Source organism: Tenacibaculum sp. ZH5_bin.1, assembly GCF_042865525.1.
In the GTDB taxonomy this organism is placed as follows: Bacteria; Bacteroidota; Bacteroidia; order Flavobacteriales; family Flavobacteriaceae; genus Polaribacter; species Polaribacter mesophilus.
Genome location: NZ_JBEGIO010000001.1, coordinates 372,084 through 387,033 on the forward strand (window position 1 = coordinate 372,084; position 14,950 = coordinate 387,033).

The 14,950-nt window shown below is 31.7% G+C and carries 15 protein-coding genes and 1 tRNA gene; 13 read left to right on the forward strand and 3 right to left on the reverse strand.

Annotation, left to right across the window (positions count from 1 at the left end):
- Window positions 1–221: 221 nt before the first annotated feature.
- The 6 genes from ABHQ57_RS01700 (at window position 222) to ABHQ57_RS01725 (ending at window position 5,139) form a co-directional block, all read left to right on the forward strand.
- Complete coding sequence (locus ABHQ57_RS01700) at window positions 222–1,385, forward strand: HlyD family secretion protein (protein WP_167712556.1); 1,164 nt, start codon at window positions 222–224, stop codon at window positions 1,383–1,385.
- Between the two features lie 113 nt (window positions 1,386–1,498).
- Window positions 1,499–1,807, forward strand: coding sequence for a DNA-binding protein (locus ABHQ57_RS01705; protein ID WP_167712557.1), 309 nt, complete (start codon window positions 1,499–1,501; stop codon window positions 1,805–1,807).
- 150 nt (window positions 1,808–1,957) lie between these two features.
- Entirely contained in the window at window positions 1,958–2,116 is a 159-nt protein-coding gene (locus ABHQ57_RS01710) for a hypothetical protein (protein WP_167712558.1), read from the forward strand.
- Window positions 2,117–2,146: 30 nt separating this feature from the next.
- Complete coding sequence (locus tag ABHQ57_RS01715) at window positions 2,147–2,305, forward strand: hypothetical protein (RefSeq protein WP_167712559.1); 159 nt, start codon at window positions 2,147–2,149, stop codon at window positions 2,303–2,305.
- 21 nt (window positions 2,306–2,326) lie between these two features.
- The gene (locus ABHQ57_RS01720; RefSeq protein WP_167712560.1) at window positions 2,327–2,494 is read left to right on the forward strand and encodes a bacteriocin; all 168 of its coding nucleotides are present in this window, start codon (window positions 2,327–2,329) and stop codon (window positions 2,492–2,494) included.
- 464 nt (window positions 2,495–2,958) lie between these two features.
- On the forward strand, window positions 2,959–5,139 hold the full coding sequence (locus ABHQ57_RS01725) for a peptidase domain-containing ABC transporter (protein ID WP_167712561.1): 2,181 nt from the start codon (window positions 2,959–2,961) through the stop codon (window positions 5,137–5,139).
- An 11-nt stretch (window positions 5,140–5,150) separates the two neighbouring features.
- Here ABHQ57_RS01725 and ABHQ57_RS01730 read toward each other — a convergent pair.
- The 3 genes from ABHQ57_RS01730 to ABHQ57_RS01740 form a co-directional block, all read right to left on the reverse strand.
- Window positions 5,151–5,221, reverse strand: a tRNA-Cys gene (locus tag ABHQ57_RS01730).
- Between the two features lie 55 nt (window positions 5,222–5,276).
- Window positions 5,277–5,639 (reverse strand): dihydroneopterin aldolase, encoded by a 363-nt coding sequence (gene folB, locus ABHQ57_RS01735; RefSeq protein WP_159610666.1) that lies wholly within the window; start codon window positions 5,637–5,639, stop codon window positions 5,277–5,279.
- 96 nt (window positions 5,640–5,735) lie between these two features.
- Window positions 5,736–8,561: a glycosyl hydrolase gene (locus ABHQ57_RS01740; RefSeq protein ID WP_167712562.1), complete on the reverse strand. Its 2,826-nt coding sequence runs from the start codon at window positions 8,559–8,561 to the stop codon at window positions 5,736–5,738.
- Between the two features lie 142 nt (window positions 8,562–8,703).
- On the opposite strand from ABHQ57_RS01740, the gene ABHQ57_RS01745 reads away from it, so the two are divergent.
- The 7 genes from ABHQ57_RS01745 (at window position 8,704) to ABHQ57_RS01775 (ending at window position 14,943) form a co-directional block, all read left to right on the forward strand.
- Window positions 8,704–9,591 (forward strand): RimK family alpha-L-glutamate ligase, encoded by an 888-nt coding sequence (locus ABHQ57_RS01745; RefSeq protein ID WP_073182409.1) that lies wholly within the window; start codon window positions 8,704–8,706, stop codon window positions 9,589–9,591.
- The gene (locus tag ABHQ57_RS01750) at window positions 9,572–10,537 is read left to right on the forward strand and encodes a succinylglutamate desuccinylase/aspartoacylase family protein (protein ID WP_167712563.1); all 966 of its coding nucleotides are present in this window, start codon (window positions 9,572–9,574) and stop codon (window positions 10,535–10,537) included. Before ABHQ57_RS01745 ends, ABHQ57_RS01750 begins: the two co-directional genes overlap by 20 nt.
- A 166-nt stretch (window positions 10,538–10,703) precedes the next feature.
- Window positions 10,704–12,017, forward strand: a complete 1,314-nt coding sequence (locus ABHQ57_RS01755; RefSeq protein ID WP_167712564.1) for a DEAD/DEAH box helicase — start codon at window positions 10,704–10,706, stop codon at window positions 12,015–12,017.
- Between the two features lie 217 nt (window positions 12,018–12,234).
- Window positions 12,235–12,819: a Crp/Fnr family transcriptional regulator gene (locus ABHQ57_RS01760; protein ID WP_073182406.1), complete on the forward strand. Its 585-nt coding sequence runs from the start codon at window positions 12,235–12,237 to the stop codon at window positions 12,817–12,819.
- A gap of 73 nt (window positions 12,820–12,892) precedes the next feature.
- Window positions 12,893–14,185: an aminopeptidase P family protein gene (locus ABHQ57_RS01765; RefSeq protein ID WP_073182405.1), complete on the forward strand. Its 1,293-nt coding sequence runs from the start codon at window positions 12,893–12,895 to the stop codon at window positions 14,183–14,185.
- A 97-nt stretch (window positions 14,186–14,282) separates the two neighbouring features.
- Window positions 14,283–14,504: a PLD nuclease N-terminal domain-containing protein gene (locus tag ABHQ57_RS01770; protein ID WP_231128365.1), complete on the forward strand. Its 222-nt coding sequence runs from the start codon at window positions 14,283–14,285 to the stop codon at window positions 14,502–14,504.
- 16 nt (window positions 14,505–14,520) lie between these two features.
- Complete coding sequence (locus ABHQ57_RS01775; RefSeq protein ID WP_047788124.1) at window positions 14,521–14,943, forward strand: hypothetical protein; 423 nt, start codon at window positions 14,521–14,523, stop codon at window positions 14,941–14,943.
- Window positions 14,944–14,950 lie beyond the last annotated feature (7 nt).

The following is a 14,950-nucleotide window of genomic DNA, read 5'->3' on the forward strand; positions in this document are numbered from 1 at the left end:
TAAAAAACAGATACAAACTAACAAAATTATAGCTCGAAATTTATAAATAACGTCCATTTTTTTATAAATCTCGCTATATATGGATTTTTTACTGCATTTATTTTGCGTTGGTTTGTAGTGTATTCGTAGACAGGGAAAGTTATACGTGAAAAAGAAAAACCATCCCCCTTTATTTTTACTTTTTGTTCTCAATAAATAAAGGGGTTTTATTTAAAAAAATTATGAGCAAACAAATATTTCCTAAAGAAATTATTGAAAACAGTACCGAAGTGCATCAGTTTAAGCACACCAACAAAAGTAAAATTATTTATAGTGTCTTTTTAGTAGCTTTAATAATTACTATAGCTTCTTTACCTTTTATTAAAATAACTATTTACAATACTTCACAAGGGTTGATACGCCCCGATAAAGAACGAATTTCTTTACAAAACAGCACTAATGGTAAAATTATTTTCCATCAACTTAAAAATAATCAAGAAATACATGAAGGAGACACCTTATTACTGGTAAACAATTTAGCTATTACTCAAAAAATTGAAAACATTGAGAGTCAAACGCATGAAATTAAAACTTTCATTGAAGATTTAGAACTTTTATCTAAAAACAAAAAACGTGGTATTCAATTACAATCGTTAAAATATCAACAAGAATATAATTTTTACCAACAAAAATTAAATGAGTTACGTACTCGCTTTAAAAAACTAAAAGATGATTATAAACGAAATCAACAATTATTTAAAAAAGGAGTTATTGCTAAAGTTGAATTAAACAATAGTCAATTAGAATATGATTTGGCGCTGAATGCTATTTATCAATATAAAAAACAACAAGCTAGCAGCTGGCAATCACAATTGGTAGACTATCAAAATCAATTAAAAGAGTTAGAAAACAATCATACGCAACTACAAGAGAGTACTAATTTATCAATTATAAAAGCCCCTGTTTCGGGTACTTTATTAAATGTGAAAGGAATTGAAAAAGGAAGTTTTATTCCTTCTGGTACACAACTCGCTGAAATATCACCAAAATCAGATCTTATTGTTGAGTGTTTTATAAGCCCAAGTGATATTGGATTGCTAAAAAAAGAAAACAAGGTAAATTTTCAAGTAAGTGCTTTTAATTATAACCAGTGGGGGTTGGCAACAGGAAACATACTAGAAGTAGGAAACGACATACAAATGGTAAACGATACGCCCATGTTTAGGGTAGCATGTTCTTTAAACCAACGTTTTTTAACATTAAAAAATGGCTTTAAAGGACAGCTAAAAAAAGGGATGTTGGTTAATGCTCGTTTTGAACTCACAGAACGTTCTTTATTTGACTTACTCTACGACAAAATGGATGATTGGTTAAATCCTGCAACTCAAATTGCAGAAAATAAATAACCTGTCTTTGTTAGAAATAAAGAAGTCTTCTTACTTAAAAAATAAAATTACACGTCATTGCGAGGAACGAAGCAATCCTTTCTTTTAGTAACGAAAAACTATAAAAAAAGAAAATGAAAAATTTAAAAACACTAGAACGCTTACAGCAACTACATAATTTAATTACAAACGAGAATACAGGAACACCTAAAGAATTGGCTAACTTATTACAAATTAGCCAACGTTCGGTTCATTTATTAGTAGAACAATTAAAAGATTACAATGCGAATATTTGTTATAGTAGAAGCAGAAAAACCTACTACTATTGTGATGATTTTGATTTACAAGTATCTATCTCAGTAAATGTATTAACAAATAATGAGGTAACTCAAATATTTGGTGGTAGTTACTTTTTACAAAATAATTTACACATCGCAAGTTAGTTGCAGTGAACGAAGCTATACTTGTAGTATCAAAACAAACAAAATAGGTGCACATATTTAGGTTGGTTTTGATATGGATTGTGAAACCACAACGTAATACTGAAGTTTTCACAACCAAATATTTAAATATTAATAAAAACAATTTTAATTATGAAAAAGTTAAATAACTATAATGTTAGCGAGTTGGAAAACCATACTCTCAAAGAATGTAATGGTGGTTTCATTGGCGTAATTTTAAGCTCTGCTTTAACTTACTATGTAGCAACCAATATAGACATTGAAGACATTAAAGAGTTAATTTATGCTTAATTATTTTGTTTAATTTAAAAAATGAAAAAAATGAAAAATTTAGAGAGTTTCGGAGTTCAAGAACTGAATTCTAAAGAAATTAAGAAAATTGACGGAGGTGTCATAGGTCTAATTGCTTCAGCTTTTTGGGCTGGTGTTGCTTATGGTTATGTAAAAGAAAAGGTTGAATCTGGTCAGTGGGAAATTTAAAAATTATTAAAAACTCAAATTATGAAAAAATTAGAATCATATAAAGTAAAAGAAATTTCATTAAAAGAAATGAATAAAATTAACGGAGGTATTCCATGGCCTGTAATAATTTCTGCTGCTGCTCTTGTAGGGGCAGGTATGGAATGGGCTTTTGAAAAGGGAGAAGAGCTAGGAAAAGCATTAGCTTAGTAAAACTTTCAAGATTTCAGATATAAAAAACCATTAATTAATGGTTTTTTATATCTTTGAATATCATGTATAAAATATATAATACCTCCAATATGGGAAAACTTAAACCTAAACATTATTACATTATTCTTTTTGTTGTTATTTTAGTATTTTTAGCTATAGGTATAGCTTTTGACAAAGGAGAAGTTTTGGGTAAATTAATCGCTAAGTAATTGTTCTTACACTTTATTGCGTACTCTGTAAGAAACACAAGTACAATTTACCTTACACATACCCAATTAACAAGTATTTAAAAAAGGGAGAAAATATAAACTTCTCTCTTTTAATGTTCTTTTATTTAAGAGCATATTGAGTATAAAACTGATTACTAAATTTAAAAACTAATTTGTTTTTATAAAAATCACCTTGCCTGCAATCAAATTGCACTAAACACTCCTTTCTTTGCCACTCTAAACTGAAAAAGAATGGCAAAAATTACCATAAAACAACACGATATTACCGACTGTGGTGCTGCTTGTTTGGCATCTATCTCAGCACATTATAAGTTACAACTACCTATTGCACGTATACGCCAATATGCAGGTACCGATAAAAAAGGAACCAATGTATTAGGCCTTATAGAGGCCGCTGAAAAACTTGGCTTTGAAGCCAAAGGAGTACGTGGTGAACTCGACAGTTTATTTAAAATACCTAAACCAGCCATAGCCCATGTAATTGTTAGAGAACAGTTACAGCATTATGTGGTTATTTATGAAGTAACTAAAGAGTACATTAAAATTATGGATCCAGGTGATGGAAAAATCCATAAAAAAACACATGAAGAGTTTTTAAAAGAATGGACAGGAATACTGGTATTATTATTACCAAAAGAAGAGTTTTCAGCAGGTAATGAAAAGGTGTCTGTAATCAAACGTTTTTGGTTTTTACTAAAGCCTCACAAGTTTGTTTTGTTACAAGCTTTAATAGGTGCTGTTATTTATACCCTCTTAGGTTTTTCAACATCCATATACATACAAAAAATTACAGATTATGTATTGGTAGGCGGTAATACTAAGTTATTGAACTTACTCAGTATTATAATGCTTGCGCTACTAGTTTTACAAATTGTTATCGGGGTGTATAAAGATGTATTTTTAATAAAAACAGGGCAGCAAATTGATGCTCGATTAATTTTAGGCTACTACAAACATTTATTAAAACTACCTCAACAGTTTTTTGATACCATGCGAGTAGGAGAAATTATTTCTCGTATTAATGATGCTGTAAAAATTAGAACTTTTATCAACGGAGTGTCGCTAAGTTTAACAGTAAACATTCTTATTTTGTTTTTCTCTTTTGGGTTGATGTTCATGTATCACTGGAAGTTAGCGTTAATTATGTTGTTGGTAATTCCTTTCTATTTAACAGTATATTTCATCATTAATAAACTAAACAAGAAAACAGAACGTAAAATAATGGAACGTTCTGCTGATTTAGAAAGTCAGTTAGTAGAGTCTTTAAACTCAGTAGGCACCATAAAGCGTTTTGGTTTAGAAAGTTTTGCCAATATAAAAACAGAAACACGTTTTATTAGTTTATTACACATAGGTTACAAATCGGCTTTAAACTCAGTTTTTTCTGGAACCTCAACTACTTTTATTGCACAGTTGTTTACTATAGTTTTATTATGGAGTGGGTCTTATTTTGTAATTGAAAGGCAAATAACTGCTGGTGAATTAATGTCTTTTTACGCTATTATTGGCTACTTTATGAATCCTGTTGCTAGCTTGATAGGTGCTAACAAGCAAATACAAAACGCTTTAATTGCTGCTGATCGTTTGTTCGAAATTATGGATTTAGAGCGTGAAGAAAACACAGAAAAAGTAGTTCTTACAAAAGAAAAAATAGGAGATATTGAGTTTAAAAATGTAGCTTTTCGTTACGGAACAAGAGTACAAGTTTTTACAGACTTTAATTTAAAGATTAAAAAAGGGAATATTACCGCCATTGTTGGTGAGAGTGGTTCAGGAAAATCAACCTTAATTTCACTGTTGCAAAACTTATATCCTATTCAAAAAGGACAAATTACACTGGGGGATTTAGACTTAAAATATATTCAACATGAAAGTCTACGAGAATTAGTAAGCGTAGTTCCTCAAAAAATAGATTTATTTGCTGGGAATGTAATTGACAATATTGCTGTTGGTGATTTTGCTCCAAATATGGAATTAATTATTGAAATTTGTAAGTCTATAGGTATTTTAGAGTTTATTGAAAGTTTACCTAATGGTTTTGACACCTATTTAGGAGAAAACGGAGCTACTTTATCTGGCGGGCAGAAACAACGAATAGCTATTGCTAGAGCTTTGTACAAACAACCTGAAATACTCGTTTTAGATGAAGCAACCTCATCTTTAGATTCTACTTCAGAAAACTATATTCAAAAAGCTGTAGAAAGATTACGCCAAGAAAACAAAACCATTATCATTATTGCTCATAGATTAAGCACTGTAATTAATGCTGATGAAATTGTAGTTCTAAATAAAGGAAACGTCTTAGAGCAAGGAAACCATAAAGAACTATATGTTGCTGAAGGAAAATATTACAATTTATGGCAACAACAAATGCCTCAAATAGAATTAAACAAAAAAGCTCATCAAATTTGATGAGCTTTTTGAGGTGTCGAGCGGATTCGAACCGCTGTAGATGGTGTTGCAGACCACTGCCTAGCCACTCGGCCACGACACCTTATATTGATAAGGACTGCAAATTTACAGCTTTTATCTTTTTTTGCAAGCTTTTTTTACTTTTTACGCACTTCTGATAAAACAATTGCAACCTCAGCAACATTTCCGCCAATTGGTGGATTAATTTTTGCTACGCTAACCTCCGCTTCATCAACCAGTTGTATTTCTTTAAAGATTCTATCTAAAATTCGTTGAGCAACATGCTCTAGTAATTTAGAACGAATTGCCATCTCTTCTTTTACAATTTTATTTAAATGCACATAATCTACCGTATCAACCAAATTATCTGTTTTTGCAGATGTTTGTAAATCAGCTTTTACTTCAATATCAACTCTATATTCCGAACCGATTCTTGCTTCTTCATCTAAGCATCCGTGATTTGTAAAAACACGAATGTCGTTTACACGTATTATTCCCATACCGCAAAAATAGTAATGTTTCTTTATTAAGTTGTGTAAATTTTATTTCAAAAAAAGAGAAAAACAGTTTTGTTTTTCTCTTTTATAATCTCTTTGTTAAAGAACTTCAAATGTTTGACTTAACTCACCCACTGTTACTTTATATTTCCCTTTAGGTAAATAATACTTGTTATTCTTTGCTTTTTTTACCTTAGCTTCTTTGTTTTTCTTTAAGTACTTTTTTCTTCCTTTTTCAGAAAAAGAAACATCGTACACTACTTCATTAAATCCTTTTGTTGCTTTAGCCTTTATAGTATTTACCAAAACTTTACCCGAATATATTTCTAACACAACTTCTTTATCTGCATTTACATAAAAAGGAATTGTGATTTTTGGTGTATTTGGTTCTAACCATTTACTCCAAGAACTACCCCAAGATTTTCTTTTCTTAATATCCTTCATACTGAAAATAGCTTCTTTGTTATCAAATTCTTGTAAAGAAGTAATATTCGCTTTGTACAAACTACGCCCATGCGTTCCTACTAATAAATGTTTTGCTTTAGGTTGAATTACTAAATCGTGTACTGCAACATTTGGCAATCCGTTGCTAAAAGCTTCCCATGTTGAACCTTGATTGAAAGAAACATACAATCCGTTGTCAGTTCCTAAGTATAGGACATTCTCTTTTTTAGGATCTTCCTTAATCACATTTACCGCAGAAGCTGGAATATTACTACTTATATTTTTCCATGTTTTTCCATAGTCATCAGACATGTATACATACGGTGTAAAATCATCAAAACGATATCCGTTTAACGTAACATATACACGCTCTTTTTTATATTTTGAAGCTATTACACGACTTACCCATAAATTTTGGGGTAAAGAATTAGAGATTTTCTCCCAATTTCCTCCTCCGTTTTTAGTTACTTGTACCAATCCATCATCAGTACCTACGTAGATTAATCCAAATTGAAATGGACTTTCAGAAATAGTAGTTAATGTTCCGTAAGCTACATTTCCTTCCTTTTCTCCTTTGGTTAAATCTCCAGAAATTTCTTCCCAATCATCACCTTTATTTAAAGAACGGTGTAACTTATTTCCTCCTAAGTATAAAATATCTTGATTGTGTTTTGATAGCTGAATAGGAGTTTGCCAATTGAATCGATATGCTGGTTTATCTTTTTTTGGTTTCGGCTGAATATAGGTTTGCTTTCCTGTTGCTCTATCAATTCGATAATAGTTTCCAAATTGATACCCTGTATACACAATATTCGGATTTCTGTCATCAACAGCAACCTGCATTCCGTCACCTCCCATTAAACTTTCGTAAGGATTTTGTCCTGTTTGATGCCAGCTTTTGTCAATTTTTGCATTGTGGTTTCCTACCCAAACTCCGTTGTCTTGTAATCCTCCATATACCTTGTACACTTCTTGATTATCCGCATATACGGTATAAAACTGTCCAACTGCTGGTTGGTTTAATTTAATCCAGCTCTCACCATCATCGTATGAAATATTTAACCCTCCGTCGTTTCCATCAATTAAGTGTCCTTGTTTTTTAGGGTTTACCCATAGCGCCTGATGGTCTGCATGTACATTTTCTTTACTAATAGATGTAAATGTTTTTCCTCCATCTTTCGACTTTAAAATTGGTACTCCCAATACATAGATTCCATTTTTGTCTTGCGGATCAACACGAATTTCTCCAAAATAATACCCGTACGAATAGTATAAATCATCTAAATATCCTTCATGTGTTTTTTTCCACGTTTTTCCTCCATCAATAGTCTTAAAAACCTCCGCTCCTATTACTGGAGTATCAAATAACGCTGCATTTGCATCTTTTAAATAACCAATTAAATCACTTGGCTTCATTTCTCCCGGACTTGAGCGAATGATTTGCTTAATATTTTCCGCACGATATTTTTCTTGAAGACCATTCATTTTGATATATGAATTCAATTTTTTGTCTTTCATATTCAAAAGTTCATCTGCCGAAATTGATGCAAGCTCCTCTTTTGTTAAGGCTCCTGCTCCCTTCTCTTTCTTAGCAGGATCTTTTTTTCTTCGGAATTGACTATCGTGAAAAGCATATACCGTGTTTTGATCATATACTGCTAAACCAATTCTTCCTACTCCATCTCCATTAGGGAAACCATTATTATCAGAAATTTTAGTCCATGTACTCCCAGCATCTGTCGATTTATAAATTGCAGAATTTTTTCCGTCTCCATCAAAATTCCATGCTTTACGTTCACGCTCCCAAGCAGCAGCATATAAAATATTGAAGTTATTTGGTACAGGTTGAATATCTATAATTCCAGTATTTTCATCAATAAACAAGGTTTTTATCCAGGTTTTTCCTCCATCTGTAGTTTTAAAAATTCCTCTTTCATTGTTTGATGAATATAAATGCCCTATTGAACCTACTATTACTTCATCAGGATTTTTTGGATTGATTAAAATTCGTCCAATATGATGTGAATCGAGTAACCCAACGTTTGTCCAAGTTTTACCTTTATCGGTAGATTTTAAAATTCCGATTCCTGCATACGATGATCGAGAAGAATTATTTTCTCCTGTACCAACCCAAATTGTTCCATTTTTCCAATCTACAGCAATATCGCCTACGTTTTGTGTAGGAGAGTTGTCTAGAATTGGAGTAAAAGTTGTTCCGTTATTATCAGTATGCCATACTCCTCCTGAAGCATAACCTACATAAAACTCTGTAGTATTTGCTGGGTTTACATCAATATCCACTACACGCCCACTCATCACTGTAGGTCCTATATTTTTAAAGGGAATATTTTTTACTGTAGAAGTTAAAGTTAATGCTTCTTTTTGTTGTAAAGCTTGTTGTATTTTCTCTGCAGATGTAGGTTGCTGTGCAGCTACTGTAAACGGAAATAAAGCTATTAAAGCTTTGGCTAAGGTTCTCATTATAATTTGGTTTAGAAGAAGTGAAAATACTGTAAGCAAAAACTATTTCAAAAAAATTAACAGAATATTGAGAGACTTCTTTTTGAAGTTCTTGTCAAACAAAAAAATTAGTAGCTTTGTTTAACCTCAAAATTTTTAGGTTATGACTATTTTTATTCTTTCTGTTAGTGACCAGATTTATTCAACACAAAGAATATATAAAGAGGCAAGTCGTCGTGGACATAAAGTTGAAATTATAAACCATTTAAAATGTTTTATAAAACTTGGCGATGGTAAACCTGCTATTCTATACAACGGTAAAAATATTATTGATATTCCTGATGTTATTATTCCTCGAATAGGTGTTTCAGCCATGAAACATGGAACAACAGTTGTAAAAGAGTTTGAAATGAACGGAGTATATAGTACTGCTAGTTATTTAGGTATTGTTGATGCACAGAACAAAGCTCGTACTTTACAAATAATGAGTAGAAATGGACTTCCTATTCCGCAGACTGTTTTTTCTGTTGACGCTGAAAATATTGGTGAGCAAATAGATTTATTAGGTGGTTCTCCTGTAATTATTAAGCTACAAGAAGGAACACATGGCTCTGGAGTAATTTTAGCTGAAAGCAAAAAATCTGCGATGTCTATTATTGATACTATGCACGGAACAAATACCAGTATTTTACTACAAGAATTTATTCAGGAAAGTAACAGTGAAGATATTCGTGCTTTTATTGTAAATGGCAAAGTGGTATCTTCTATGAAACGTAAAGGGCTCGAGGGGGACTTTCGTTCTAACATTCATAAAGGAGGTAGCGGACACAAGGTTACATTAACTCCCGAAGAAGAAGAAATAGCTATTAAAGCAGCTCAACACTTAGAACTTCCTATTGCTGGCGTTGATATGATTCGATCAAAAAGAGGACCTCTATTAATTGAAGTCAACTCAACTCCTGGCTTACAAGGAATTGAATCCTACACCAAAGACAATATTGCTAAAGTTATTATTAAATTTTTAGAAGAAAATGTTCGAACAAAATTTTAAAAACGAAATCATAGAAATTCGTGGACAAAAAATTGGTTTAGGCGAATCTAAATTAATTAAGATTCCAATTGATAGGTTACCTACAGGTACTCTAATAGAAATTCCTGTGTATATTTTTAATGGTAATCAATTAGGTCCTACTATTCTACTACAGGGTGGTCTACACGGAGATGAAGTAAATAGTATTGAATTAGTCAGAAGAATGTTAATTGATAAATCGTACAAAATTCACCGAGGTTGTGTTATCGTGGTTCCTTTACTTAATGTGTTTGGCTTTTTAAATATGTCGAGAGACATGCATGGTAAAGATGTAAATCGTAGTTTCCCTGGTTCAAAAACGGGTTCTTTAGCTAGTAGAATGGCGTATTATTTAATGAAAGAAATTACCAATAATGTAGATTTTGCTATTGATTTTCATACGGGAGGTGAACAACGAAATAACTTCCCACAAATACGATACACTCCTGAAGATAAAAAAGGAGTTCAACTAGCCAATATTTTCAATGCTCCATTTATGTTTGGCTCTAAACTTATTCCGAAGTCTTTTAGAAATCAATGTTATAAAAATAATATTCCTGTAATTGTTTATGAAGGAGGAGAATCGTTACGGCTTGAAGAGCATGCTATTAAACAAGGTATTAACGGAACACTTCGTGTTTTAAAACATTTTAAAATGATAAGTGAAAATATAGAAATACCTAAAAACACTACTTCAATACACATTAATAAACATAAATGGGTTCGTGCTAAAGTAGCTGGCTTATTTACTTCTGTTGTTAAAAATGGTAATCAAATAATAAAAGGACAAATATTAGGGTATATTATGGATACCTATGGAGAAACAAATTTTTCCGTAAAATCACCTTACGATGGCTATATCATTGCTAAAAATAATTTTCCAATCATTAATATGGGAGATGCTTTATTCCACATAGGGAAACCATAACAACTTTTCTTAATTGTTGTTTTTAGTTCTCTCATTAAATCAGTTATATTAATATAGAAGCATCTTAGGTAAGGCTTTTTTTATTTATAGCCGAAGCCCAATAAAATAGCAGTACCTTTGCTGGCTCATAGTAGTATTTTCTTTAAATACTACTGAAGAATTATATATGACATTTACATCGTTAGGTTTATCAAAAGCTTTAATGAAAGCTGTAACCGAAAAAGGGTACGAAACTCCCTCTCCTATTCAAGAAAAAGCAATTCCCGTTATTTTAGAAGGTAAAGACGTATTAGCCTCTGCACAAACTGGAACCGGTAAAACAGCAGGGTTTACTTTGCCTATTTTACAAAACATATCAGAAAAAAAGAATCCGAAATACCGTCCAATTAAAGCATTAGTGCTAACTCCTACAAGAGAATTAGCAGCTCAAGTATATGATAATGTGCGCGAATATAGCACGCATTTAAACATTAAATCTACCGCTATTTTTGGTGGTGTAAAACCAAGTTCTCAAATAGCTACTCTTAAAAAAGGAATAGATATTTTAGTAGCTACTCCTGGTAGATTAATTGATTTACATGAACAAAATCAACTTTCTTTAAAACGTGTAGATGTTTTGGTTTTAGATGAAGCCGACAGAATGTTAGACATGGGGTTTTTACGAGATATTAAAAAAATCATCTCTTTTTTACCACAAAAACGTCAAAATTTATTGTTTTCGGCAACTTTTTCAAAAGAAATAAAAAAATTAGCACAAGGTATTTTACACAACCCGGTTTTAGTTGAAGCAGCTCCTGAAAATACAACTGCCGAAAAAGTAAATCAGAAACTATACAAAGTTCCGAAGAGTAAGAAAACGGAATTGGTTGGTCAGTTGATTTCAAAAGGAAACTGGAGCCAGGTATTAATTTTTACTCGAACCAAGCACGGTGCTAATAGGTTGACTGAAAAACTAATTAAACGAGGAATTTCAGCAGCAGCTATACATGGTAACAAAAGTCAAGGAGCAAGAACCAAAGCTCTAAAAGGCTTTAAAGATAATTCTATCAGAGTACTGGTAGCTACCGATATTGCTGCTCGTGGATTAGACATTCCATTATTACCACACGTTATTAATTTTGAACTTCCCAATGTTCCTGAAGACTATGTACACAGAATTGGTAGAACAGGAAGAGCTGGTGCTAGTGGCGAAGCAATTTCTTTGGTGGCACAAGAAGAAGAAGCTTATTTAAAAAGTATTGAGAAGTTATTAGGGCAAAAAATAACTATTTCTGAATTAGAAGGTTTTGATTTATCTAGTATAAAAAATGAAATAACTACTGAGCGACCAAAGCAGCAATCTAGAAACAAACCGACTAAAAAAACACTTAAAACATCTTCTAATTCAAAGAAAAAAGTGTCAACAGAAAACACTAAAAAACATACTCCTAGAAAACGAAATAATCGTAATAGGAAAAATAATAACAAAACATCTCGTTAACAATTTTACTTCTTTAATTATTAAGTTTTTTGAAGTTTCATTACTAAAAAACTTCTATGTTAATTCTTTGAAAAACTAAAGAAGTTATTAAAATATTAGATAAAAAACCTATACCAGATTAGTTGAGTTAAAATCAATTATCAATACAATTTATTTCAAAGGATGCTGTAAAAAGCATCCTTTTTTATACTTTTAAGCTAAAAATTTATTTCCATAAATGGATGCTTCTAAAAAAGCTATTACACAGCACATACAAAACATTATAAATAATGAAGTCTTAAATATGTTAATTCCAGAAATTATTGACTGTTTTAAAGAGTTTTCCTTATCTAGAAATGATTTTTTTGTTAAAAAAGGAAACGTTTGTTCCTATTTTTGTTTTATAGAAAGTGGCATTTTACAACATGCTGTCTCGGTTTCAGGAGAAGAAAAGACCACTTATTTAGCTTTAAAAAATAGTTTTACCTCATCATTAAAAAGTTTTTTACAACAAACTCCTTCTCCTAAAAACATTAAAGCTTTGAGTGCCTGCAAGCTTTGGATTATTAACATAAGTGATTTTAAACATTTAATGAAACATAATAAGGCCTTTTATCAGTTTTATTACAACTTAGTCGAACATCAAATTTTTTTGATTGACGATTACCGCATTGATTTACTGACTTTAACTCCTGAAGAGCGTTATAAAAAACTACTCGTAAACGAACCTAAACTACTTCAAGAAGTTCCACTACATTATTTAGCTTCTTTTTTGGGAATTTCTACTCGCCATATGAGTAGAATTCGAAAAAACATAAATTAGCGCCAAATGGCTAATATTTGCATAGTTTCTTTCCGTATTTTTGAGGGAATCTTATCAATTTAATTGAAACATTATGAAGTACGACGCAATAAACAGTCAATTATTTATAAAAAACCGTAAAAACTTCATGGCTCAAATGAAGCCTAGTAGTTTAGCTATTTTTAACTCAAACGATATTTATCCTGTAAGTGCCGATAGCACGTTACCTTTTGAACAACACCGTGATATTTTCTTTTTAAGTGGTGTTGACCAAGAAGAAAGTATATTAATTTTATTTCCTGATTGTCCGAAAGAAAATCTACGTGAAGTACTATTTTTACGTGAAACTAACGAGCATATTGCTGTATGGGAAGGTGAAAAACTAACCAAAGAAAGAGCATTAGAGACTAGCGGTATTAAAAACGTATACTGGTTACAAGACTTAGAAAAAGTACTGGCTGAAATGATGGCTTTAGCTGATACGGTTTATATCAACACGAACGAACATTACCGCGCTAGTGTTGAAACTGAAACTCGTGAAGCTCGTTTTACTAAATGGTTATTAAACAAATATCCTGCACATTCAGTAGCAAAAAGTAACCCAATTTTACAACGTTTACGTTCAGTAAAAGATCAAATCGAAATTGATTTAATTCAAACGGCTTGTGACATTACTGAAAAAGGATTCAGACGTGTGTTAGACTTCGTAAAACCTGGTGTTTGGGAATATGAAATAGAAGCAGAATTCATTCACGAGTTCATCAGAAATCGTTCTAAGAAATTCGCTTATACCCCAATTATTGCTTCTGGTAACAATGCAAACGTATTGCACTATATTGAAAACAACCAACAATGTAAAGCAGGTGATTTATTACTGATGGATGTTGGAGCTGAATATGCTAACTATTCTTCGGATATGACTCGTACCATACCTGTTTCTGGTCGTTTTACCGACAGGCAAAAAGCGGTATACAATGCTGTTAACCGTGTAAAAAACGACGCTACAAAAATGTTAGTTCCAGGAACTCTTTGGGCTGAGTACCATGTTGAGGTTGGTAAATTAATGACTTCGGAATTATTAGGTTTAGGGTTATTAGACAAAGCTGATGTGCAAAATGAAGACCCTAACTGGCCAGCATACAAAAAATACTTTATGCACGGTACTTCTCACCACATGGGCTTAGATACGCATGACTACGGATTGTTACATGAACCAATGCAAGCAAACCAAGTATTTACAGTAGAGCCTGGTATTTACATTCCTGATGAAGGTTTTGGTATTCGTTTAGAGGACGATGTTGTTGTTCAAGAAAATGGTGAGCCATTTAACTTAATGCGCAACATACCTATTGAAGCTGACGAAATAGAAGATATTATGAATAAATAGTATCATTTCCCATATTTTAAAAACGTCATTAAAATTTCTATTAAAAGGAGTTTTAATGGCGTTTTTATTTTACTACTTTTAGCATTTAAAAATCATTATGATGACTACCTATATAGAAATGGTTGGAGTATGGCAACTAATTTTAATCTTAATTGTTTTACTTGGAATTATTCCAACAGTAATTGCGCTTATTGATATTTTAAAAAGTAAATTTAAAGGAAATAATAAAATTGTCTGGATTCTCGTTGTTTTATTAGCTAACTTTTTTGGTGCTTTTTTATATTTCCTAATTGGAAGAGAACAAAAAATAAAAGAGTGAACAAAAATCCTTTACCATGAAAACCCTACTTTATATATTCGCTTTTGCATTGATTTCTTGTGCTTCAACTCAAATAAACAAGATTGATAATTCCGATTTGGTCGGAACATGGAATTGGACCAATACTGATGGTGGTTTTGGAAACCATATTCATAAAACTCCCGAAACACTCAACAAAAACGTACAATTAACCTTGTTGAAAAACAATCAGTTTTCTATATCAAAAAATGACTCCCTCATTTCAAAAGGTACATACACCCTAGAAATGAAAAAGGCAATTTATTCAAATAAACAAGAACGTTTTATACAACTTTCCAACGATCAGCAATTTTCAGGAATTGTCCTCTCAGGAATTATTAGACTCATAAAACCAAATACTTTAGAAATTTCTGACAATAACTACGATGGACTTGGAAGTAGATTTGTAAAATTGAATTAAAAAACCC

Bases quoted from the DNA above. Each gene is read 5' to 3' on its own strand.
- folB (WP_159610666.1), bottom strand. From the start codon at position 5,639: ATGGGAATAATACGTGTAAACGACATTCGTGTTTTTACAAATCACGGA.
- ABHQ57_RS01765 (WP_073182405.1), top strand. From the start codon at position 12,893: ATGAAGTACGACGCAATAAACAGTCAATTATTTATAAAAAACCGTAAA.
- ABHQ57_RS01705 (WP_167712557.1), top strand. From the start codon at position 1,499: ATGAAAAATTTAAAAACACTAGAACGCTTACAGCAACTACATAATTTA.
- ABHQ57_RS01745 (WP_073182409.1), top strand. From the start codon at position 8,704: ATGACTATTTTTATTCTTTCTGTTAGTGACCAGATTTATTCAACACAA.
- ABHQ57_RS01760 (WP_073182406.1), top strand. From the start codon at position 12,235: ATGGATGCTTCTAAAAAAGCTATTACACAGCACATACAAAACATTATA.
- ABHQ57_RS01710 (WP_167712558.1), top strand. From the start codon at position 1,958: ATGAAAAAGTTAAATAACTATAATGTTAGCGAGTTGGAAAACCATACT.
- ABHQ57_RS01755 (WP_167712564.1), top strand. From the start codon at position 10,704: ATGACATTTACATCGTTAGGTTTATCAAAAGCTTTAATGAAAGCTGTA.
- ABHQ57_RS01775 (WP_047788124.1), top strand. From the start codon at position 14,521: ATGAAAACCCTACTTTATATATTCGCTTTTGCATTGATTTCTTGTGCT.
- ABHQ57_RS01740 (WP_167712562.1), bottom strand. From the start codon at position 8,561: ATGAGAACCTTAGCCAAAGCTTTAATAGCTTTATTTCCGTTTACAGTA.
- ABHQ57_RS01700 (WP_167712556.1), top strand. From the start codon at position 222: ATGAGCAAACAAATATTTCCTAAAGAAATTATTGAAAACAGTACCGAA.
- ABHQ57_RS01750 (WP_167712563.1), top strand. From the start codon at position 9,572: ATGTTCGAACAAAATTTTAAAAACGAAATCATAGAAATTCGTGGACAA.
- ABHQ57_RS01715 (WP_167712559.1), top strand. From the start codon at position 2,147: ATGAAAAATTTAGAGAGTTTCGGAGTTCAAGAACTGAATTCTAAAGAA.
- ABHQ57_RS01725 (WP_167712561.1), top strand. From the start codon at position 2,959: ATGGCAAAAATTACCATAAAACAACACGATATTACCGACTGTGGTGCT.
- ABHQ57_RS01720 (WP_167712560.1), top strand. From the start codon at position 2,327: ATGAAAAAATTAGAATCATATAAAGTAAAAGAAATTTCATTAAAAGAA.
- ABHQ57_RS01770 (WP_231128365.1), top strand. From the start codon at position 14,283: ATGATGACTACCTATATAGAAATGGTTGGAGTATGGCAACTAATTTTA.